Source organism: Empedobacter stercoris, from assembly GCF_025244765.1.
In the GTDB taxonomy this organism is placed as follows: domain Bacteria; phylum Bacteroidota; class Bacteroidia; order Flavobacteriales; family Weeksellaceae; genus Empedobacter; species Empedobacter stercoris.
Window position 1 is genome coordinate 1,833,867 of record NZ_CP104209.1, and the last position, 21,083, is coordinate 1,854,949.

The window sequence follows — 21,083 nt, forward strand, 5'->3', positions numbered from 1 at the left end:
TCGACTTATTTAATTCCATAACTTGTTAAAAGTTGCTGATATTCATCGCTACTTCTACGACGAACGCTTTCTGACTCTACCAATTCTTGAATACGCATTACGCCATCAATAATTGCTTCTGGACGAGGAGGACAACCCGGCACATAAACATCTACAGGAATTACTTCATCAATCCCTTGTAAAACCGAATATGTATCGAAAATACCACCTGAGCTTGCACAAGCTCCAACTGCAATAACCCAACGAGGTTCTGCCATTTGAATGTAAACTTGCTTCAGAACTGGAGCCATTTTCTTAGAAATTGTACCCATTACCATCAACAAATCGCACTGACGTGGCGTAAAAGCCAAACGTTCAGATCCAAAACGTGCCAAATCGTAAGTCGAACCCATTGTCGCCATAAACTCGATTCCGCAACAACTTGTCGCAAATGGTAAAGGCCAAATTGAGTTTTTACGGGCTAATCCAACTACTTTTGATAATTGCATCGCCATAAAACCCTCACCTTCAAAACCACCTGGAGACTCAACGATCTTCACGTTGGTATTGTGTGTTACTGGTCTTTTATTATGAATCATTATACTATTATTTTAGATTTTAAAACGCTCTATTTTTCCCAGTTTAGAGCTCCTTTTTTGCGTACATATAAGTACATCACGAAGAATAATCCAACGAATGTTGCAACTGCTGCAAATCCTTCCCAACCTAATTCTTTAAAATTCGCTGCATAAGGGTAAAAGAAAATTACCTCTACATCGAACAACACGAATAAAATTGCAACTAAGAAATACTTAATGGCAAATGGCTGTCTTGCATTTCCTACTTTTTCTATCCCCGACTCGAAATTCTCTAACTTTTCATCTGTCTTTCTCGAAGGTCCAAGCAAATGTGTTGCAATGATAGTTCCTGCTACGAATGCAAAAGCAACGACAAAAAGAATGAGGATAGGAATATAACTTGATGCTGTGTCCATAACTACTTTACTGTTTTTCCAACTAATATTTTATCGATAAAAATAATAATAAATTACCATATTATTTATGATTATTCGTTTACAACGAGTTGCAGTTCTTAATATGATAAATATAATACAATTTATCTATATCGGTATTTGAGTTTATTCCACTAAAAAAGGAGAACTAACAACTTGGTTAATTCTCCTTGCGTATTTTATTAGATTACTAATTAAAACTAAAAAATGTTAATGAATTAATAAATTTTGTAGACTTTGTAAGGCTTCATGCACGTTTTGTATGTGTTCAAATCGCAGTAATAATGTTGGATATTCTTCTCCTTTTTTAGGTGATTTTTCCTTAAAACTGATATTTTTAGGGTTATTTTGAACGTTATTTAAAATTATTCTAAATTCATCTGATTGATAAAACTCGCTTTGTGGTTTATTAATAAAATAAGCCAAAAGCACGCCTTTTTTCATGACCAATCGTTCGAAACCTAATTTTTTACTAATCCATTTCAATTGAATAGATTCTAATAAATTTTCAGCTTCAACAGGTAATTGACCAAAGCGATCAATCAAATTGTTTTTAAACGCTTCTAACTCATTTTCAGTCTCAATATCAGCTAATTCCTTGTACAACAATAAACGTTCTTCAGAACTTTCTATATATTCATCTGGGAACATAATTTGCAAATCCGAATCAATCTGCACATCCGAAACATAGGATTTTACTTCTCCCGTTTTTTGATCTTCGAACAAATCTTTGAAATCCGTTTCTTTTAATTCTTCAATGGCTTCATTTAAGATTTTTTGATACGTTTCGAAACCAATATCCATCATAAATCCAGTTTGTTCTGCACCTAATAGATTTCCTGCACCACGTATCTCTAAATCTTTCATCGCGATATTAAATCCAGAACCTAAATCTGAAAACTGTTCAATTGCTTGCAAACGTTTACGAGCCTCATCGGTTAAAACAGACAACGGAGGTGCAACCAAATAGCAAAATGCTTTGCGGTTACTACGCCCTACACGACCACGCATTTGATGCAAATCGGCTAAACCGAAGTTTTGCGCATCATTGATTAAAATTGTATTGGCATTCGGAACATCCAATCCCGATTCGATAATCGTTGTGGAAACAAAAACATCGTAACGTCCATCAATAAAATCGAGTAAAACAGCTTCTAATTCTTTCCCTTCCATTTGCCCATGTCCAGTAGCAACACGCGCATCAGGAACTAAACGTTGTACCATTCCAGCAATATCTTTTAACGATTGCACACGATTGTGAATGATATAAACCTGTCCACCTCGTTGCATTTCGTACATAATTGCATCACGAAAAACCTCTTCGTTAAATCCTACCAATTGCGTATCGACTGGTTGACGGTTTGGTGGTGGCGTTTTAATCACTGATAAATCACGCGCAGCCATCAACGAAAACTGAAGCGTACGAGGGATTGGTGTAGCCGTTAACGTCAATGTATCAATATTTTCGCGAAGTGTTTTTAATTTATCTTTTACTCCAACACCAAATTTATGTTCTTCATCAACAACCAATAAACCTAAATCTTTGTATTCGATTTTTGGATTAACCAATTGATGCGTACCAATCACAATATCCACTTGACCAGACTTTAAGCCATCTAAAACGGTCTTTTTCTTCGCTCCTGTAACAAATCGATTAAGATAAGCGACCTTAACAGGTAAATCTCTCAAACGTTCTGAAAACGTCTTAAAATGCTGAAAAGCTAAAATTGTTGTTGGTACTAAAACTGCAACTTGCTTTCCATCTACAGCAGCTTTCATTGCTGCTCGAATCGCTACTTCCGTTTTCCCGAAACCAACATCACCACAAACCAAACGATCCATCGGACGCTCCGATTCCATATCAGCTTTTACATCTTGCGTTGCTTTATATTGATCGGGTGTATCTTCATAAATAAAAGAAGCTTCCAATTCATTTTGCAAATACGTGTCGGGTGAATACGAAAATCCTTTTCTTGCACGCCGTTTAGCGTATAATTTGATTAAATCAAAAGCAATTTCTTTGACCTTTGCTTTTGTTTTATTCTTCAAATTTTTCCAAGCAGGCGAACCTAATTTTGAAATTTTTGGTTCTTGTCCATCTTTCCCTCGAAACTTGGCAATTTTATGCAACGAATGAATGTTGACATACAAAATATCATTGTTTTGATAGATCAATTTGATCGATTCTTGCATAACACCATTGTTATTTAAACGTACTAGTCCAGCAAATTTTCCAATTCCATAATCGATATGCGTCACGAAATCACCCACTTGCAACGAATTAATTTCTTTAAGCGTGATGGCTTCTTTTTTCGAAAATGAATTACGAAGATTGAATTTATGATAACGTCCAAAAATTTGGTGATCCGTATAACACGTTAATTTGATTTCTTCATCGATGAAACCTTGATAAATAGATCCTAAAACTGGAATATACGACACTTCTTTTCCGATATCATCAAAAATTTCTTCGAAACGTTTGATTTGATTCTCGTTCGAACAAATCAGTGCATTTTTAAAACCTTCCGCTTTATGTTCATTCAAATCATCTATCAATAATTCGAATTGTTTATTAAAACTTGGTTGTGGCTTAAAAGGTGATTCAATTTCTTCAATTGTTTCGAAATAAGATTTCATCGAACATTCGATCACTCCAAATGTTGAAATTTGTTGAAGAAAACCATTTTCATTCAAAAATAATTGATTCGGTTCAGCTTGTTTAATCTCACCTTTCAGTTCTGAGAAAGCAGCTTCGGCTTGTTCAAAATTCCGATTGATTTGTTTTGCTAAAACTGAAATGTTTTTAGCGATAATCAAACTATCTTTTGGTATATATTCTAAAAAACTTTCGCGTTTTTCATTGATTGATTTACTTTCAAGATTCGGAATAATCGTAATTTCTTTTGTTGTCGCAATTGACAATTGATTTTCAATATCAAATGTTCTGATTGTTTCAACTTCATCTCCAAACAGCGAAATACGATATGGATGTTCGTTGGAAAACGAAAAAACATCTATAATCCCTCCACGAATCGAAAATTCACCTGGTTCGGAGACAAAATCTACTCGGTGAAAATTATAAGACGCTAATATTTCTGTCAAAAAATCAATCCCTAAATCATTTCCAACTTTTACTTTTAAGGTATTTGTTGTCAATGCTTTTTTCGTCACCACTTTTTCGGACAAGGCTTCTGCGTAGGTCACAATAATTTTTGGTCGCTTTGAATGCGAAAGCACATTTAATACTTCTGTGCGTATGACCACATTCGCGTTGTTCACTTCCTCTACCTCGTAAGGACGTTTATAAGAAGAAGGAAAAAATAGAATTTGTTCTTTATCAAACAAAGTTTCTAAATCATTCAACACATAAGCTGCTTCTTCTTTGTCATCAAAAATTAGAATGGTTGGACGAGCAACACGATCATATAAATGCCCCGTTAGGATGCTTAATCCAGAACCTAAGAATCCTTTGATGTTAACTTTATGATGTGGATTATTTTTAAAATTGACAATAAGCTTCTGTACGAAATCTGAAGAATCGTATAAGCTAAAAACGTTGTGAATAGTTTTCTGTTCCAAATTCTTGCAAAGATAATCAATTGATAAAAACAAAAAAGAGGATAGAAAACTATCCTCTTAAAAATATAATTTTTAAACTATCTATTTCTTGACAGCAACAGAATCTTTTTTTACTGTTATAGAATCAGCATTGGGAGCAATTGGTTTCACATCACTTGCATAGCCAACAACAATTCCGTCCAATTTATCTACTCTTTTTACTTTAAACGTTTCTGTTCCTTCTGCTCCTTTAAAAGATACTTTATAAACTGCTTCGTAAACCGTTTTATCACCGTCTTGTAGCGGAGTCATTTTCTCAAAATTATAGATGTCTACAGGTCCATATTGTTTCACAACTGCATTCAAATCATCAACATTCACACCTTCAACTTTAGCAAACAACGAATCTGGTTTATCGGCTCTGTATTTATAAACGTCTAAAATTGCCTCTTTCACTTTATAATCTGGTAAATCTGATTTTTTATTACATGCTGTTAAAGCCAAAATCCCGCCAACCATAAATAATGCACTTGCTTTCATAATTCAATATTTTTTTGTGTTAAATGATTGTATCTAATGTAATAACAAATAAATTTAAAAACAAGTATTTTTATTAAAATCAATAAGATAAAGGAATAAAAAAATCGACTCTACAAGAAAATCGATTATTTATTGAATTATTTCTATTTAACGTTACACTTCAAAATTCACATAAAATCCTTCGTGCCCACGTACATTAAAAACTGTATTGTCTTCAAAAATTAAGTATTGACCTTTAATTCCTTTCAAAACCCCTTCTATTTCATGCGTTTTTTTCAAATTTAATGATTTCACTTTTTCAGGATAGGATAAAACAGGATAATCTAATTTCATCACTTCTGGTTCTTCGACTAAAAACTGTCTAAACTCTGGATTAACCTCCTCTTTAATGGTTTGATAGTGTTGATACAAATCAATTTCAGGTACCTCATTTTTCAGCATACGTTGCCAATTTGTTTTGTCAGCAATTACATTTTTTAGGGAAACCTCTATCATTCCAGCTTCATAACGATTATCTGTCCGCGCTATAATAATTGCTTCTGATGCACCTTGGTCTATCCAACGTGTTGGAACTTGCGTTAAACGTGTCACGCCAACTTTAACACCAGATGAATTCGCTAAATAAACAATATGCGGTTGCAATTCGAACTTTGTTTCAAATTCTAAATCACGTTGTCCAATTCCTAAATGTGCGGTAGAAAGTTCTGGATTGATGATACTTGGATTGGCTTCTGGGACTGTAAAAAAACAATTTTTACAATATCCCATCTGGTAAATTTCTTTATCCTCGTGGCAACTCAAACATTCGTAATGATCAAAGCTAATCTTGATTTTTTTTCCTAACAATTGATTCATCACGATAAAATCATTCTTGAAATTCCAATAGTAATTTATAGGAGTTCCATTTTCAGTTGTCATTTTACGAATTTGTCCTTCAAACTGCATATTGCTAAAAAAGTTTAATTAATTTTGTGTAAATCTACAAAACTTTTAACGGATGGGAATAGTCAATAAGATTATGGAAATTATGATGCGTAGCAGAATGAATGTTATCGAAGAAAGCATCAAAAATCCAATTGGTACGCAAGAACGTGTGTTGTTTGAAAACATCAAAAAAGCCAAATCGACTATTTACGGAAAGGAATTTCATTTTGATGAAATTAAATCTATTCAGAAATTTCAAGAACAAGTTCCTGCTGTACACTATGAAGATTTTCAGCCTTATATCGAATTAGCAAGAAAAGGTGAAAAAGACGTTGCTTGGCATGGTAAAATAAAATGGTTTGCTAAATCTTCGGGAACGACAAATGCCAAAAGTAAGTTTATCCCGATTAGTAATGAATCGTTAGAAGATTGTCATTATGCAGCTGGAAAAACAATGTTTGCGTTGTATTTAAATGCTTATCCCGAAACGGATATTTTTATGCATAAAAATCTTCGAATTGGAGGAAGTAGTGAACTTTATCAACAATACGACACACGTTTTGGTGATTTATCAGCTATTTTGATTGATAATTTACCTTTTTATGCCGAAATGAAAAACATCCCGAATCGTGAGATTTCGTTGATGTCAGATTGGAATGTAAAAATGGATGCCATTATTAATGCAACAAGAAATGAAGATGTCGGCTCTTTAACAGGAGTTCCATCGTGGATGTTAGTTGTATTAAACAAATTATTAGCTGAAATGGGAAAGAACTATTTGGACGAATTATGGCCAAACTTGGAGGTATTTTTCCATGGAGGAATCAACTTTACACCTTATGCTGAAAATTACAATTTAATCACTCAAAAAGATTTAAATTATTTCGAGTTATACAATGCTTCGGAAGGATTCTTTGGAATTCAAGATCAATTGCATAAAAAAGATTTATTGTTATTATTGGACAATGGTATTTTTTATGAATTTATCCCGATGGAAGAATTTGGTTCAGAAAATCAACATTATTTAACTATCGAAGAAGTTGAAGTGGGAAAAAATTATGCAATAGTCATTACCACTAATGGCGGATTATGGCGCTATATCATTGGTGATACGGTTCGCTTTACTTCAACAAATCCACACCGAATCGTTGTTTCTGGACGCACAAAACATTATATCAATGCATTTGGAGAAGAATTAATGATCGAAAATGCAGAAGAAGCGTTGAAAAGAGCTTGCCAGCAAACGAATTCTATTATTTCTGAATACAGTGCTGGTCCAGTTTTTATGGAAGGTAAAGAAAAAGGTGCACACGAATGGATGATTGAATTTGATAAAGAACCTGAAAATTTTGAGCTATTTATTGATTGTTTAGACAAAGGATTGCAAGAAGTTAATTCCGATTACGAAGCAAAACGTTACAATAATATGACGCTTAATCGTCCTATTGTTCATTGTGCGAGAAAAGGATTATTTATAGAATGGATGTCTTCTCGTGGAAAATTAGGTGGTCAAAATAAAGTACCGAGATTATCCAATACAAGAGAATTTATAGAACCATTAATCGCTTTAAATAGAAAATAAAAACAAAAGAGAATCAACTTAGATTCTCTTTTGTTTTCCGTAAATTTTATAGGATAATTAACTCAAAACCAGTAAATTTATTTCTAAAAAATACGTTTCCCTTGAATAATTACATGAAAAACGATACGGAATATGGTAAATTTTGGACAATCTTACACAAGGAATTCAAATTATCGAAAACTTTATGTGTAGAGATTTTCGATTATACCAAATTAATGCAAAACACAATTCAGCTTAATTTTGAGAATATCTTAATATCTTCGCAACAATGGAAAAGATTATTTTAGGGATTGATCCTGGTACAATGGTAATGGGTTTTGGTTTGATTGAAGTCAAAAACAACAAGATGAAATTAATTACATTAGATGAATTATTGTTGCATAAACTTCCGAATCAACAAACGAAATTAAAAATGATTTTCGAAAAAACCTTGGCCATTATCGATCAATATCATCCAGATGAACTGGCCATTGAAGCGCAATTTTTTGGTGTAAATGTTCAATCTATGCTAAAACTTGGGCGTGCACAAGGTGTTTGTATTGCGGCGTGTTTGCATCGCGATATGCCAGTTGTTGAGTATGCTCCAAAAAAAGTTAAAATGGCAATTACTGGGAATGGAAATGCATCTAAAGAACAAGTAGCAGGGATGTTGCAACATTTGCTTGGCCTGAAGGAAATTCCAAAGCGTTTGGATGCCACAGATGGACTTGCTGTTGCAGTTTGTCATTATCTAAATTCAGGAAAAACATCAGGAACATCAAGTTCATATTCAGGTTGGGGTGCTTTTGTGAAAAATAATCCGAATCGAACAAAATAGATATATTTGTACTATAATTAGCAACCTAATTTATAAAAACATAAAAAAAATCAAATGAAAAAATATTTAATCGCTGCATCAGTTTGTGCCACTGTTTTCTCTTCCTTATTGTTTTCGTGCAAAGATTCTTCAGGAAAAAATAACACAGCTATCACTGAGATTGTATCGAAAATAGAACAAAACAAATATAAAATTGGAGATAAAATCGATATTCCTTTGACAAGTTTAGAAGGAATTACGAAAGTTGTGGTTTCTGTCGATGGACAAGAAGTGCCTGCTGATTTTACAATTGATGGAAAAACAATTGGATTAGGAAATCATACTGTTAATTTGAGATTCTACAACGGTGAAGAAGAAACAAATTCACGCGATTTTACATTTGTGGTTTATGCAAATGAACCTGCTGCAAAATGGTCGTATGAAATAGTTGGTAGCTATCCACACAACAACGATTATTTTACACAAGGGTTTTATTTCAAGAATGGAAATATTTTCGAAGGAACAGGACTTCGTGATGGAAAAACACGCCTGATTGAATATAAGTTAGGAGCAACGGAACCGACAAAATTGTACCAAATAAAAGATGATGTTTTTGGAGAAGGTATTACAGAATTAGATGGTTTTATTTATCAATTAACATGGCAAGATCGTGCAATTTACAAATATGATTTGGACTTTAATCAAGTCAAGAAATTAGATATGCCGGCACAAATAATTGAAGGTTGGGGAATTACAACTATCGGAAAAGAATTGGCTGTAACTGAGGGCTCTCAACGTATTCATTTCTTTGACGATAACTTTAATTACCTTAGAACCATACAAGCTTTTGATAGCCAACAACCATATAGTTATTTGAATGAAATTGAATACCACGATGGTTTCATTTACGCCAACGTGTACTTAAAATCTGGACACGCAGATAATAGTAATATCGTGGTAATTGATCCGCAAACAGGTGCTGTAAAAGCTGAATTTAATTTTGCAGAACTGAAAGGTAAACAAGGTAATCCGCAAGCACAAGAATTGAACGGTATTGCGTTCAAAGACAACGGAAACATGCTCGTAACTGGTAAACTTTGGGATAAAATTTTTGAAGTAAAAGTGAAGAAATAAAATAATTTCCAAAAGAAAAGGCAAGCTTTATATAGCTTGCCTTTTTGGTTTGATTATTTTGGTGTAAATAAAAAGCTCGACCTGCAAAATCGAGCTTTTCTTATCAAAAATCATCTAAAAAATTATAAGTAAAAATTTTTAGTTATGAGAGATCTATAACCAAAATTGATCTTTCCAATCTGCATTAGTTAAAAGTGAATTAAACTGTTCATTGATTACTTTTAACTTTTTTTGTGTTGCATTTTTCTCGAATTCTGGAAACATTTGCTTTTCCTCGAATCGAATATGCAAATCCAATTCTTCTTCGATATAAATCAAACTTTTCATCGGATTTTTAGTGTCTATTTTAAACAAACGTCTCAAACGTCTGTGTTCCTTAAGTGCTCTTTTTACCAAATAATGATCCTCATCCAGCATGGTAAAAAGAAATTGTTCTTCGATTTCAAATTTACGAAACAACACTTCTTTTCCGTACCAGCTAACATAATCTACAATACGCTGCATCTCGATTCCCTTGTCAATTCCCGCTCTAATGTTCCAACAAAAAAACAGGGTTTTATGATGTCTTGCACAAGCCTCATTCAAATTTAAACCTAAAGAATAAGTTAAATGCGATGGGTTAGTTTGAGGAATTTCTATGGCTAGTTTCATTTCTTAATATTTTAATTCGGATACTCGGATAGTTTTATCTTATTTATTGGTAATTTTTTTTTTTAATGTTTAAGGAAAGCTAATCCTTTCTCAAGGTCATCAATTAAATTGAACATCGAAGTTCTTTCTAACATCGCTCTCAAATCATTTCGAATAGCAAAAACTCTACTATGCAAAGCGCAAGGCTTTTCTGAATCACATTCTACCAAACCAAGAATACAACTATGATACAATCCGTCTCCATCAATCGCTTTGATGATATGAACCAATTTGATATCTTCTAAATGTGTTGCATCCATTTGGAAACCTCCCATTTTTCCTTTCACAGAAGAAATTACATTAGCTTTTACTAATTGTTGTAAAATCTTTGCTGTATACGCTTCAGGTGAATTAATAGAATTCGAAATTTGTTTCAAATTAACTCTTTGTCCTTTTACTGATTCTTGTGCGATAAAAACGCAAGCTTTTATGCCGTATTCACACGCTTTTGAAAACATTAAATTCCTTTATTCATTGTAAATTACCTTACAAATATACAACAAAATTCAAATCGGACAAATTTATCTTATTAAATTTTACTTCCTTTTATTTTCACCTTTTAAATCCTTTATTTAGTATCTTTGTCTAACTGCTTCGTAAACACATATTGCTGCAGCATTGCTCACATTCAACGAATCCACATAACCTAACATCGGAATTTTAATAAGTATAGCTGAATGATCTGCCCAAAAATCTGAAAGTCCTGTAGCTTCAGTTCCTAAAATAATCGCTGAAGATTTTGTAAAATCTGTTTCATATAAGTTTTTCGTTTCTTCTCTCAAAAATGTTGAAACGACTTGAATAGAATGAGCGTTCAAAAATGCTAAAACATCTTCTTTACTTGCAGATGCAATTTGATTTGTAAACAATGTACCAACAGAAGAACGAATGACGTTAGGATTAAAAAAATCGACCGTTTCGTCACAAACAATAACAGCATCTACTTTTGCGCCATCTCCTGTGCGTAAAACAGCACCAAGATTACCTGGCTTTTCTACCGCTTCTAAGACAATCACCAACGCATTTTCTGGTAATTGTAAATCAGTTAAAGTAGATGATTTTGTTTTATAGGCACCAATAATTCCTCCCGTAGATTTACGATAAGCTAACTTCTCAAAAACTTGTTTGGTAATTGTAAACACTTTTGCTCCACCAAAATCAAATGATTGGTTATAAATATCTTCACAAATATAAATTTCAACAGCTTCGTAACCACCTTTTAAAGCCAGCTCATTTTCTTGCGTACCTTCCACAATAAACAAACCTTGGCTTTTACGTTCTCTTGATTTTTCTTGCAATTTTAGCAAGTTTTTAATTCTTGGATTTTGAAGACTTTCTATTAACATGTGACAAAATTAATCGAAATTCTTTGAAATAAAGTTCAAATTAGTTCAATGTTGCTAATTTTTTACGCACAACCTTTACTAATTTGTAGTTGATAGAAGATGCGTCTGCTGGTGGATTCTCTACTTTAGTTGTTGAAACGATAAGTTGATATTCAAATCCTGGTTCATACGTAAACCCTTCAATCGTATTATAAAAATATTGCCATTCGCCAACATCAGTATATTTTACCATCATACATTGCATTTTAGCAACACCATTGGAGCAATCTCTTGTTTCTGGAGCAATTGTTAACAACTCTTCTCCTTGTTACATTTGTTTGGTTGATGCGCAAGAGGTTAAAAACCCTATACTTAAAATAGTCGACAAAATAACTTTCTTCATTCTTTGAAATTTACTAACCTGAGGCAAATACTATGCTAAAACTCTAATGGAATCAAAACTTAATTCATTCTCTGAAATTTAACTTGATTATAAATAACATAGTCACTTGTAATTTTTTTGTAACTTTGCACCTTAAAATCAGAATTTTCGTATGACCAAAGATGGAAAAATGGAGTTGATGGCTCCTGCTGGGAATTTCGAATCGTTACAAGCGGCTTTAGATAATGGAGCTGATTCTGTATATTTCGGAGTTGAGCAGTTGAATATGCGTGCGAGAGCATCAATCAACTTTACAATGGACGATTTACCAGAAATCGTAAAACGTTGTGAAGAAAAAGGTGTGCGTTCTTACCTTACTTTAAATACAATTATATACGATCACGATTTATCTTTAATCAAAAACTTATTGGACAGAGCAAAAGAAGCTAAAATTACAGCGGTTATTGCAATGGATCAATCAGTTATTGCTTATGCAAGACAAATTGGGATTGAGATTCATATTTCGACACAAATTAACGTTACAAATATCGAAACAGTAAAATTCTATGCTATGTTTGCTGATACAATGGTATTATCGCGTGAATTGAGTTTGAAACAAGTGAACAAGATTTGTGAACAAATTATCAAAGATGACGTTCGTGGACCAAGCGGAAATTTAGTAGAGATCGAGATTTTCGGACATGGAGCTTTGTGTATGGCTGTTTCGGGTAAATGCTACTTGAGCTTACATTCGCACAATTCATCTGCAAATCGTGGTGCTTGTAAACAAAACTGTCGTAAAAAATATACCGTTATCGACCAAGAATCTGGATTCGAAATCGAATTGGATAATGAATATATGATGTCACCTAAAGATCTTTGTACAATGGAGTTCTTAGACGAAGTGGTTGAAGCAGGTGTCAAAGTATTGAAAATAGAAGGTCGCGGACGTGCGCCTGAGTATGTTGCAACTGTTATTCGTGCATACAGAGAAGCGATTGATTCGATTGCTGACGGAACTTATTCGAAAGAAAAAGTAGATTACTGGATGGGATTATTACAAACCGTTTATAATCGTGGTTTTTGGTCTGGCTATTATTTAGGTCAAAAATTAGGTGAATGGTCTGCTGTTCCAGGTTCTATGGCAACTCAGAAAAAAGTTTACATTGGAAAAGGTGTTCATTTCTTCCCTAAACCAAGTATCGGACAGTTTGTGATTGATGCCTATGATTTGAAAGTAGGAGATTTAATTTTAGTGACTGGACCAACAACTGGAGCCAAAGAAATGGTGGTTACAGAAATGATGGTGGAAGATGTAAAATCTGATACAGCAAAGAAAGGTGATTCGATTACAATTCCGATGGAATTTAGAATTCGTCCTTCTGATAAATTATACAAATTAGTAAAAGTAGAAGAACCAGGAACGCAACAAAATAGTGTTGAAGAAGGTGCTTACTCACATTAATAAAACAATAATTCATGGTCATTATTACGCTACAACGCGATAAATGCATCGGATGCAACTATTGTTATGAGTTAGCTCCAGAACGTTTCAGAATGTCTAAAAAAGATGGTAAATCTGTTTTATTAAAAGCAATTGATAAAAAAGGATTTCATACGTTAAAAGATCCTGATCATTCTATCGCTGACAACTGCGAACGAGCAGCAAAAGCTTGTCCTGTAAATATTATTACAGTAAAAGAAATATAGGTTATAACATTCGCTATATAAAAAGTCCATCATGATTGATGGACTTTTGCTTTTTATAAAGAATAAATCTTAATTCATTTTACTTTCTTTTTCTAATCGTTCTAAGGCTTTTTCGTGAGCAGATTTCACATCATTTTTGATTTTTTTATCTTGTGTAGATTTTCTAATCTTTTCAGCATGATAAGCCAAATCATCTAATGTCATTTTATAACTCACATAGAAACCTCTGTTGTAACGAGAATAGGAAGCCAATCCCCAATTCGCAATCAATTGATTTTTGATTTTTTTGGTTTGATATTCATTCAAATAGCGTTGTAATTTCGGAGAAATATCCTCTTTTTCAATCGATTTTACTGAACCATCCATTCGACTAAACCAATATTTATTATCCAATTTGATGTAAGATTTTGCACCTAAAATACTTTTAAAAGCTAAATCTCCTAACAATAAAACTTTCTCAAATTCAGACTTTTCATTCGTCATATAATCCCAATACATTTCAGAAGTCATTCCAACCATTGGACTTTTATCAATTGTTGCTTCGTATAAGGTTTTACCATTTTGATAGGCAGCAGCCACATTCTTAAACTCAATTCCGAAATCATCACAAGCCTTTTGATAACCAGTAAAAGAACCTGAATATTTTTCGAAATTATCAATAAAAACACGATAAATACAATAATGTGAAATATCAATCAAAACTTTTTTAGAATCGTCTAAAAAACCATTTATCAACTGAATCGGGAAGTTATAATATTCGTACGAACTCATAATTATTTGATTGTCTTAAAGAGGTGTTAATTTATCGACTAAGATAAGATAGTTTTTACGAATCATAAAATGATAAGTATCAAAAATAATTTTGAAAAAAATCAGAAATAAAAAAACTCTGCTTCGATGAAGCAGAGTTTTTAGGGTTATTTTCTTTTGAATAATTTACTCAAGAATGAATTGCCTTTGTTATGATTTTCTCCATAACCATAGCCGTAACCATAGCCATAACCGTAACCTTTCGTAAAGTCAACGTCATTCACCACCATAGTCATATTCTGAAGTCGATCCTCTTTGTAAAGATCTCGTGGTATCGTCAACATACGTTTATCCAAATAGTTTGCACGTACTATATACATCGTAATATCAGCGCTATCTGCAATTAACAACGTATCTGTAACCAAACTTACTGGTGCTGTATCAACCAACACATAATCGTAGTTTTCTTTTCCATAATTTATAATCTCTTCAAAACGACCATTCATTAATAATTCTGAAGGATTAGGCGCAATTTGTCCTGAATAAATCACATCAAATTTATAATCGGCAGGGTGTTTAATGATGATGTCATCAACACTGATATCATTAGAAATCAAATATTCCGTTACCCCCTGTCTATTTCTGTATTGATCAGCTATAGTTAAGTAATCCAATACTTTTGGACTACGAATATCTGCACCAATTAATAAAACTGATTTACCAGACATCGTTAAAATTTGAGCCAAGTTTGTTGAAACAAAAGTTTTACCTTCTCCACTTGTGGTTGATGTAACATAAATTGCTTTGGGATCAGTCGAATTTTTCAATAAGAAATTGACATTTGTTCTTAAAATTCTAAACGCTTCTGCTGTACTCGAACTATCATTATGTTCTATAATTGTAATATCGCTCTTCGGAACTTGTCCAGCTATTGGAGCACCTACTGCATCTTCCACTTCTTCTTTTGAGTTTACATTATTATTTAATAACTTATAAATGTAAATAATTGAAAACGGAACAATCAAACCTAAAATCATTGCTCCCAATAAGATAATATTCTTTTTAGGTGAAACTGGAATTTTAGAATCATAAGCAAAATCAATCACCTTAATATTGTCTGGTGTTGCAGCAGCTTTAATTTCGTTCTCTTCTCTTTTTTGTAATAAGAATAAGTATAAAGCTTCTACGATTTGTTGTTGTCTCGATATATCTCTAAAACCACGTTCTTGACTTGGTACTTTTTGTATTTTACTTGCTATTTGGTTTTGTTTCGTCTGTATTGTATTTAAAGTCGTTTGAGTATTATTTCGATACAAACGCAAACTATTTTTTAAATTACTCTTAACATCGCTAATTTGCTCCTGTAATTTAACCACATTTGGATGTTCGTTTGTAACAGATTTTAACATATCTTCTTTCGTTAAAACCAATTCATTATACGAAGCAATTTGTGATGCAATTGTTTGATCTTGTAACCCAATATTAGTTGGTAAAAGATCTGTTTTGTTCGAATTTAAAGCTGAATTCATATAATCAACTAATTGTAGCTGAGTAGATGATTCTAATAATTTCTTTTCATTATCTGATGCATTTTGTAAGAAAATATTCGCTTCAGAAGTAACATCAGTAATGTTATTGCTTAATTTATAGCGTTCTAAATCTCTGTCAACACCTTGTAAATCGCCTGTAACAATATCTAACCTCGAATTGATAAATTTAGAAGTAGCTTCAGTCAATTTATTATTATCTGTAACAAGATCTAAATTGTATTGATTAATCAAATCATTGATGAATTTTTTAGAAATTTTCGGTATTGTTCCTACTAAGCTAAAGTTAACAACTTTAGAATTTTTATCTGAATTGGGGTCAATCTGAATTTTATTTTTATAATAGTTTACAGTTTGATCTAGTGAATTTAATTGAATTAACAACTCAGCATCAACACTCTTTACGATATTTTTGTTTGGACTAATAATGATATCACCAAAATCGGTACTAATCTTTTGTCCAAACGAATAGGTGTTGGATTCTTTTGTTTTCCTGTTCGTTAGTTGAAATTTGGTTGTTGATTCTATTTTAACATGCAGTTGTTCAGCTAAATCTTCTTTCAATTTATCTGCTTCATTCAAAAACAAAATTTTAATAGGCGATTCAGCAGCTGTCGTTTCTATCTCTACAATTCTACCAACATTAAAATAGCGAATATTGAAATTATTTTGTTCAACCACTTTAGAAATTAAACGTCTTGATTTCAGAATTTCGATTTGGTCACCAACTTCTGCATTAGAACTCGTACCAAAGATAGTTGCTGCATCTGCCAAACCGGCTAATTCACCCGCCGCTGATTCTTTCTCATTTAATAAGATTTTTGCAGAAACTTGATATTGTTTTTGTGTATATTTTAAATAAAATAACGCCCCTATAATGGCTACGATTAATCCCAAAACAAACCATTTCCAATAATATAAATATTGCTCTAAAACTTGTCTAAGATTAATATTCTCTTCTTCTTCAAAAGAAGAGTTATTTGTCGAATTATTAATTTGATTCATCTTACCTTGTTAAAACAGAAATTACAGAAATAATAACACCTGCCATCGAAATCCATAACGAATAGTTAGGTGTAAATTTTGATGCAGAAACTTGAGCTGAATTTGGTTCAACATAAACAACGTCATTTTGTGCTAAATAATAAACAGGTGAATTGAGCGCAGACTCAGAAGTTAAATCAACATTATAACGTTGTTTCACGCCATTACTTTCTCTAATCACCGTTACATTTTCTCGTTTCCCTTTAATGGTAAGATCTCCAGCCATACCTAAAGCATCCAAAAGTGTGATTCTTTCTGTCGGAACAATAAAACTTCCTGGATGAGAAACTTCGCCTAAAACGCTAATTCTAAAGTTGACGAAATTCACATTTACACCAGGATTAACCACATATTTACTAACTTTGTTTTTAATTGTTTCAATCGCTTGACTTCTTGTTAAACCTGCCAATTTGACATTGCCAACCATTGGTAAACTAATATTTCCATTCTCATCAACAGTATAAGTTGGACTGTATGGAGATATTGAATTACTACTCGCTGTATTCTGATTATTACGCATTTGATTAAAAGGAGCCACTGCAGCAACATCAGCTGCTGAAATAACAATTGCTAATTGATCGGTTGGTTGTATTTTCGGTGTAAACTGTTCAAAGCTGGTTGTTAATTGCTCTTGGTTTTGAAAATAGACGATTTCTTTTCTTGAACCACATGAAGTGATGATGACGAAAGAAAAGAAACATAAAAATTGGAAAATTTTATTTTTCATATATTACATTATCAAGTTTTTCAAATTCTGAGTTTTGAGATTTAAATTCGGGTACAATTTCTTTTATTTTTGCCACTAATTGCATCACTTGCTCATGTTTTTCTATAGTTGAGGACATGGTACACAATTCTTCAATTAGTTTTTTATTATCATGGCATTTGTCTGTATTCACTTTAGCAATCATTATCTTTTCATGATGCGTTTTGATTGTATTCTCATCATTGGCTAACAATTCTTCATAAATTTTTTCACCTGGACGCAAACCTACAATTTTTATATCAATTTCTTCAGGATATTTGTACCCACTTAGTCGAATCATTCGTTTAGCTAAGTCAATTATTTTCATTGATTCTCCCATGTCAAAAACAAAGATCTCTCCTCCTTTTCCCATAATTGCAGCTTCCAAAACAAGTTGACATGCTTCAGGGATAGTCATGAAAAAACGGGTAATATCTGGATGAGTAACCGTTAAAGGTCCTCCATGCTCTAACTGTCTTTTAAACAAAGGAATAACTGATCCATTTGATCCTAAAACGTTACCGAATCGAGTGACAATATAATTGGTTTTCGATTTTTCATTAATACAATTAACATAAATCTCTGCAACACGTTTTGTTGCACCCATTACGTTAGTCGGATTAACTGCTTTATCTGTTGAAACCATTACAAATTTTTCAGCACCAAAATCGTTCGCCAAATCAGCTATTATTTTCGTTCCATAAACGTTGGTATTGATAGCTTCGTAAGGAAATTTTTCCATCAACGGAACATGTTTATAGGCTGCTGCATGGAAAATAATTTGTGGACGATATTTGTCAAATAAACTTAACATACGTTTTCGGTCGCGTACGCTCGAAACAATGTAGTCTATTCTGTTTTGTTTATCATCAGATAGGTCGTTTTTTAAATATTGTTGAATATCATATAAAGCTGATTCGGCGTGATCAATCAAAATTAATTGATCAAAATCCATCATAGCAATTTGTCGTGAAATTTCACTCCCTATAGACCCTGCAGCCCCTGTCACTAAAACAATTTTACCTTTAATTTCTTTATTGATAATGGGATTGTTTAGTTGGATAGACTCTCTTCCTAATAAGTCTTCAATTTTCAATTGTTTGATCTGAGCTGGTTTATAAGTTCCGTCAATCCAATTGGAAATTGGAGGGATTATTTTAATTTTAACAGGTAAATCTTCAACTGATTTTGAAAGTTTCAACAATTGATTGGTTTTGATATTCTGAATAGAAATAATGACTTCAGTGATATCATTTCTATCGATGAACTTTTCAGTGATATCATGAATAGAATATATTTTCACTCCATCGATAAAAGTTCCTACCTTAGAGGTGTTATCATCAATAAAACCAATGACTTTGTAGTTAAATTGTGTGTCATTTTGCAGAATATCTCTCGTAATTAGTCCAGAATCTCCCGCTCCATAGATTAGAATTCTTTGCACAGCTTTATTCTTCGAAAAGAAATAATCATAAATCCATTTATAGTACAATCTTGCAATCACCATAATAACTGTGGTGATAAATAAATGGACAAAAATTACAGAATACGACATTCTAAAAACATACATTAAACCAGAAGTGTCAGGTAAATTCTGTTCAATAATTTGTCTAAAAACAAATGAGATGAAAAATAGAATTAAGAATGCTGTAGCATTAGACACGAAGACATTTTCCGCATCCTTTAGACCCGTTTTCTTTACAACACCTTTGTAGGTTTTGAAATAGATAAAACACAACGCATAGACAAATGTTATGAAAGGTAACTTATAAAAGAGCCTTTCTACACTAAATGTGTCTAAAAAACTGTTTAGGATAAAGTTACTTACAATGTAACTGACCAAAACAATTAATATGTCTATCACTAATACTACCCATCTTGGCGTATTAAAGTGTTGATTAAAGGGATTCAATATTATAGTAATTTAAGTGGTGGTAAAGATAAAAAAAAAAATCAGGAATAGACAGCCCTCAATTGGAAAAATCTACCCCTGATTAAATTTTATTTTAGAAAAATTATTTTACTCTGAAAACAACTCTTCTTGCTAATTGATGAGATGAAACTTGAGAGTTTTTGAACTCTTTATCTTCACCTTCACCTATTGTAGTTAATTGAGATGCGTTAGCGCCTTGATTAACTAAAATAGCTTTTACATTTTCTGCTCTTCTACGAGATAAATCTTTATTGAAAGCATCACCTCCTACTGGATCAGCAAAACCTAAAATGTCAATTTGAGCATTTGGTTTAGCTTTTAAGTATTCAGATACAAATTTGATACCTCCAACTGATTGTTGGTATGGTTTATCCGAATTGTAATCAAAGTATACATTGATGATACCAGAGTTGATCATTTGCTCTAAGAAATCAGCATCGTTAACGATTGTTGTATTTCCTCCAGCATTTTCTTTGATGTATTCTTCAATATTATCTGGAATACCATTCCCATTGTGGTCAATTGTAACACCTTTAGTATCAACAACTGCTCCTGGAGCTGAATCTGGCTCTTGATCTAAATAATCAGCAACACCATCTCCATCAGAATCTTTTAACATTTGTTCAATGGTTGCAATACGTTCTTCTAAATCTGCACGAGATGGTTCATACACCCAATCCGCGTGTTTTTCATTTTTACCTAAGTAAAATGTTAAACCTAATGTCGCGTTCCATAAAGAACCATCAAACCCTCTACTTGCAGAAGTATTAGATGACTGTCCGTCCCATGTTGTTTTTTGACGAATAGTTTTTGAATAAGATAAATCTCCTGTTAAAACAAGTCTATTTGTCAATTTAACTTGTGGAGTTAAACCTAATGAAACTAATCCCATTTCGTCGTTATCATCTAATAAGCCAGATGATTCTCCCTTAGTAGCATCATTGTTCATAAAACCATAACCAACACCACCATGAGCTAATAACCCAAACGTGTTTGTCCAAGTTTCAAAATTCATCATTCGTCCTAAGTTAGCAACTCCTGATAAATCAACACGGTAGAAATTTGATCTAAAATGTTTAGAACCTTCTCCTTCCTTCAAACGGTCATAACCACCTGATAATTTAAGACCAAATTTGTTGTTAAACATATAACGAATACCAAAGTTTACATTATAAAAACTTGGAGTTTCATTATAGTATCCATTTGTAAATGGAACTGTAGCCTTATTTGCACCAGCTTGTGCTTCAATAGACCACTTGTTGTAATCGTTGTTAACTGTTTCAGTTACTTCTTGCGCTTGAGCAAAAATCCCTAATCCAATTACACTTAATAGGTATGAAATCTTTTTCATGAGGATATATTTAATTACAAAAATTATATAAATACTTAATAACGAATGAATAATTTGCCTAAAAAAAACCAATAACTAACT

General features: G+C 32.6%; 19 protein-coding genes. 5 read left to right on the forward strand and 14 right to left on the reverse strand.

The annotated features are described in order from the left end of the window. Nucleotides 1–5: 5 nt before the first annotated feature. The 5 genes from NZD85_RS08715 to NZD85_RS08735 all read right to left on the reverse strand — a co-directional run bounded on the left by NZD85_RS08715 (nt 6) and on the right by NZD85_RS08735 (nt 6,034). Nucleotides 6–578 carry an NADH-quinone oxidoreductase subunit B gene (locus NZD85_RS08715; protein ID WP_171623770.1) on the reverse strand — a complete coding sequence of 191 codons (573 nt, stop codon included), beginning with the start codon at nt 576–578 and terminating at the stop codon, nt 6–8. A 29-nt stretch (nt 579–607) separates the two neighbouring features. Continuing rightward, the gene (locus tag NZD85_RS08720) at nt 608–973 is read right to left on the reverse strand and encodes an NADH-quinone oxidoreductase subunit A (protein ID WP_171623771.1); all 366 of its coding nucleotides are present in this window, start codon (nt 971–973) and stop codon (nt 608–610) included. 228 nt (nt 974–1,201) lie between these two features. After that, a complete protein-coding gene (gene mfd, locus NZD85_RS08725; protein ID WP_260541460.1) occupies nt 1,202–4,570 on the reverse strand; it encodes a transcription-repair coupling factor in 3,369 nt (1,122 codons plus the stop codon). 81 nt (nt 4,571–4,651) lie between these two features. Further along, nucleotides 4,652–5,089, reverse strand: coding sequence for a hypothetical protein (locus tag NZD85_RS08730; protein ID WP_188319497.1), 438 nt, complete (start codon nt 5,087–5,089; stop codon nt 4,652–4,654). A gap of 153 nt (nt 5,090–5,242) precedes the next feature. Then, entirely contained in the window at nt 5,243–6,034 is a 792-nt protein-coding gene (locus NZD85_RS08735) for a DUF2797 domain-containing protein (protein ID WP_188319496.1), read from the reverse strand. A 52-nt stretch (nt 6,035–6,086) separates the two neighbouring features. On the opposite strand from NZD85_RS08735, the gene NZD85_RS08740 reads away from it, so the two are divergent. The 3 genes from NZD85_RS08740 (at nt 6,087) to NZD85_RS08750 (ending at nt 9,525) form a co-directional block, all read left to right on the forward strand. Further along, nucleotides 6,087–7,595 (forward strand): GH3 auxin-responsive promoter family protein, encoded by a 1,509-nt coding sequence (locus NZD85_RS08740; RefSeq protein ID WP_260541461.1) that lies wholly within the window; start codon nt 6,087–6,089, stop codon nt 7,593–7,595. Between the two features lie 268 nt (nt 7,596–7,863). Next, complete coding sequence (ruvC, locus tag NZD85_RS08745; protein ID WP_260541462.1) at nt 7,864–8,412, forward strand: crossover junction endodeoxyribonuclease RuvC; 549 nt, start codon at nt 7,864–7,866, stop codon at nt 8,410–8,412. Between the two features lie 54 nt (nt 8,413–8,466). After that, entirely contained in the window at nt 8,467–9,525 is a 1,059-nt protein-coding gene (locus NZD85_RS08750; protein ID WP_260541464.1) for a glutaminyl-peptide cyclotransferase, read from the forward strand. A gap of 153 nt (nt 9,526–9,678) precedes the next feature. On the opposite strand, the gene NZD85_RS08755 is transcribed toward NZD85_RS08750, so the two are convergent. From NZD85_RS08755 to NZD85_RS08770, 4 genes are all read right to left on the reverse strand, one after another. Continuing rightward, complete coding sequence (locus tag NZD85_RS08755; protein ID WP_171623669.1) at nt 9,679–10,176, reverse strand: hemerythrin domain-containing protein; 498 nt, start codon at nt 10,174–10,176, stop codon at nt 9,679–9,681. Between the two features lie 62 nt (nt 10,177–10,238). Beyond that, complete coding sequence (locus NZD85_RS08760) at nt 10,239–10,673, reverse strand: RrF2 family transcriptional regulator (protein ID WP_225541906.1); 435 nt, start codon at nt 10,671–10,673, stop codon at nt 10,239–10,241. A gap of 114 nt (nt 10,674–10,787) precedes the next feature. After that, on the reverse strand, nt 10,788–11,561 hold the full coding sequence (locus NZD85_RS08765) for a TrmH family RNA methyltransferase (RefSeq protein ID WP_225539098.1): 774 nt from the start codon (nt 11,559–11,561) through the stop codon (nt 10,788–10,790). 40 nt (nt 11,562–11,601) lie between these two features. After that, the gene (locus tag NZD85_RS08770) at nt 11,602–11,856 is read right to left on the reverse strand and encodes a DUF4377 domain-containing protein (protein WP_260541466.1); all 255 of its coding nucleotides are present in this window, start codon (nt 11,854–11,856) and stop codon (nt 11,602–11,604) included. 238 nt (nt 11,857–12,094) lie between these two features. On the opposite strand from NZD85_RS08770, the gene NZD85_RS08775 reads away from it, so the two are divergent. Continuing rightward, nucleotides 12,095–13,387: a peptidase U32 family protein gene (locus NZD85_RS08775; protein WP_225541903.1), complete on the forward strand. Its 1,293-nt coding sequence runs from the start codon at nt 12,095–12,097 to the stop codon at nt 13,385–13,387. Between the two features lie 14 nt (nt 13,388–13,401). After that, nucleotides 13,402–13,632 (forward strand): ferredoxin, encoded by a 231-nt coding sequence (locus NZD85_RS08780; protein ID WP_038336269.1) that lies wholly within the window; start codon nt 13,402–13,404, stop codon nt 13,630–13,632. 69 nt (nt 13,633–13,701) lie between these two features. On the opposite strand, the gene NZD85_RS08785 is transcribed toward NZD85_RS08780, so the two are convergent. The 5 genes from NZD85_RS08785 to NZD85_RS08805 form a co-directional block, all read right to left on the reverse strand. Continuing rightward, nucleotides 13,702–14,403: a hypothetical protein gene (locus NZD85_RS08785; protein ID WP_260541468.1), complete on the reverse strand. Its 702-nt coding sequence runs from the start codon at nt 14,401–14,403 to the stop codon at nt 13,702–13,704. Nucleotides 14,404–14,549: 146 nt separating this feature from the next. Beyond that, a complete protein-coding gene (locus NZD85_RS08790) occupies nt 14,550–16,934 on the reverse strand; it encodes a GumC family protein (protein WP_260541470.1) in 2,385 nt (794 codons plus the stop codon). Between the two features lies 1 nt (nt 16,935). Next, nucleotides 16,936–17,700: a polysaccharide biosynthesis/export family protein gene (locus NZD85_RS08795; RefSeq protein ID WP_260541472.1), complete on the reverse strand. Its 765-nt coding sequence runs from the start codon at nt 17,698–17,700 to the stop codon at nt 16,936–16,938. Next, nucleotides 17,690–19,582, reverse strand: coding sequence for a polysaccharide biosynthesis protein (locus NZD85_RS08800; RefSeq protein ID WP_260541474.1), 1,893 nt, complete (start codon nt 19,580–19,582; stop codon nt 17,690–17,692). Before NZD85_RS08800 ends, NZD85_RS08795 begins: the two co-directional genes overlap by 11 nt. A 151-nt stretch (nt 19,583–19,733) precedes the next feature. Then, nucleotides 19,734–21,002 carry an OmpA family protein gene (locus NZD85_RS08805; protein WP_260541475.1) on the reverse strand — a complete coding sequence of 423 codons (1,269 nt, stop codon included), beginning with the start codon at nt 21,000–21,002 and terminating at the stop codon, nt 19,734–19,736. Between the last annotated feature and the right edge of the window lie 81 nt (nt 21,003–21,083).

What these genes read in the sequence shown, in the direction of transcription:
- NZD85_RS08715 (WP_171623770.1), bottom strand. Translation starts at nt 578, where the DNA reads ATGATTCATAATAAAAGACCAGTAACACACAATACCAACGTGAAGATC.
- NZD85_RS08720 (WP_171623771.1), bottom strand. Translation starts at nt 973, where the DNA reads ATGGACACAGCATCAAGTTATATTCCTATCCTCATTCTTTTTGTCGTT.
- NZD85_RS08730 (WP_188319497.1), bottom strand. Translation starts at nt 5,089, where the DNA reads ATGAAAGCAAGTGCATTATTTATGGTTGGCGGGATTTTGGCTTTAACA.
- NZD85_RS08735 (WP_188319496.1), bottom strand. Translation starts at nt 6,034, where the DNA reads ATGCAGTTTGAAGGACAAATTCGTAAAATGACAACTGAAAATGGAACT.
- NZD85_RS08740 (WP_260541461.1), top strand. Translation starts at nt 6,087, where the DNA reads ATGGGAATAGTCAATAAGATTATGGAAATTATGATGCGTAGCAGAATG.
- ruvC (WP_260541462.1), top strand. Translation starts at nt 7,864, where the DNA reads ATGGAAAAGATTATTTTAGGGATTGATCCTGGTACAATGGTAATGGGT.
- NZD85_RS08750 (WP_260541464.1), top strand. Translation starts at nt 8,467, where the DNA reads ATGAAAAAATATTTAATCGCTGCATCAGTTTGTGCCACTGTTTTCTCT.
- NZD85_RS08755 (WP_171623669.1), bottom strand. Translation starts at nt 10,176, where the DNA reads ATGAAACTAGCCATAGAAATTCCTCAAACTAACCCATCGCATTTAACT.
- NZD85_RS08760 (WP_225541906.1), bottom strand. Translation starts at nt 10,673, where the DNA reads ATGTTTTCAAAAGCGTGTGAATACGGCATAAAAGCTTGCGTTTTTATC.
- NZD85_RS08765 (WP_225539098.1), bottom strand. Translation starts at nt 11,561, where the DNA reads ATGTTAATAGAAAGTCTTCAAAATCCAAGAATTAAAAACTTGCTAAAA.
- NZD85_RS08775 (WP_225541903.1), top strand. Translation starts at nt 12,095, where the DNA reads ATGACCAAAGATGGAAAAATGGAGTTGATGGCTCCTGCTGGGAATTTC.
- NZD85_RS08780 (WP_038336269.1), top strand. Translation starts at nt 13,402, where the DNA reads ATGGTCATTATTACGCTACAACGCGATAAATGCATCGGATGCAACTAT.
- NZD85_RS08785 (WP_260541468.1), bottom strand. Translation starts at nt 14,403, where the DNA reads ATGAGTTCGTACGAATATTATAACTTCCCGATTCAGTTGATAAATGGT.
- NZD85_RS08790 (WP_260541470.1), bottom strand. Translation starts at nt 16,934, where the DNA reads ATGAATCAAATTAATAATTCGACAAATAACTCTTCTTTTGAAGAAGAA.
- NZD85_RS08795 (WP_260541472.1), bottom strand. Translation starts at nt 17,700, where the DNA reads ATGAAAAATAAAATTTTCCAATTTTTATGTTTCTTTTCTTTCGTCATC.
- NZD85_RS08805 (WP_260541475.1), bottom strand. Translation starts at nt 21,002, where the DNA reads ATGAAAAAGATTTCATACCTATTAAGTGTAATTGGATTAGGGATTTTT.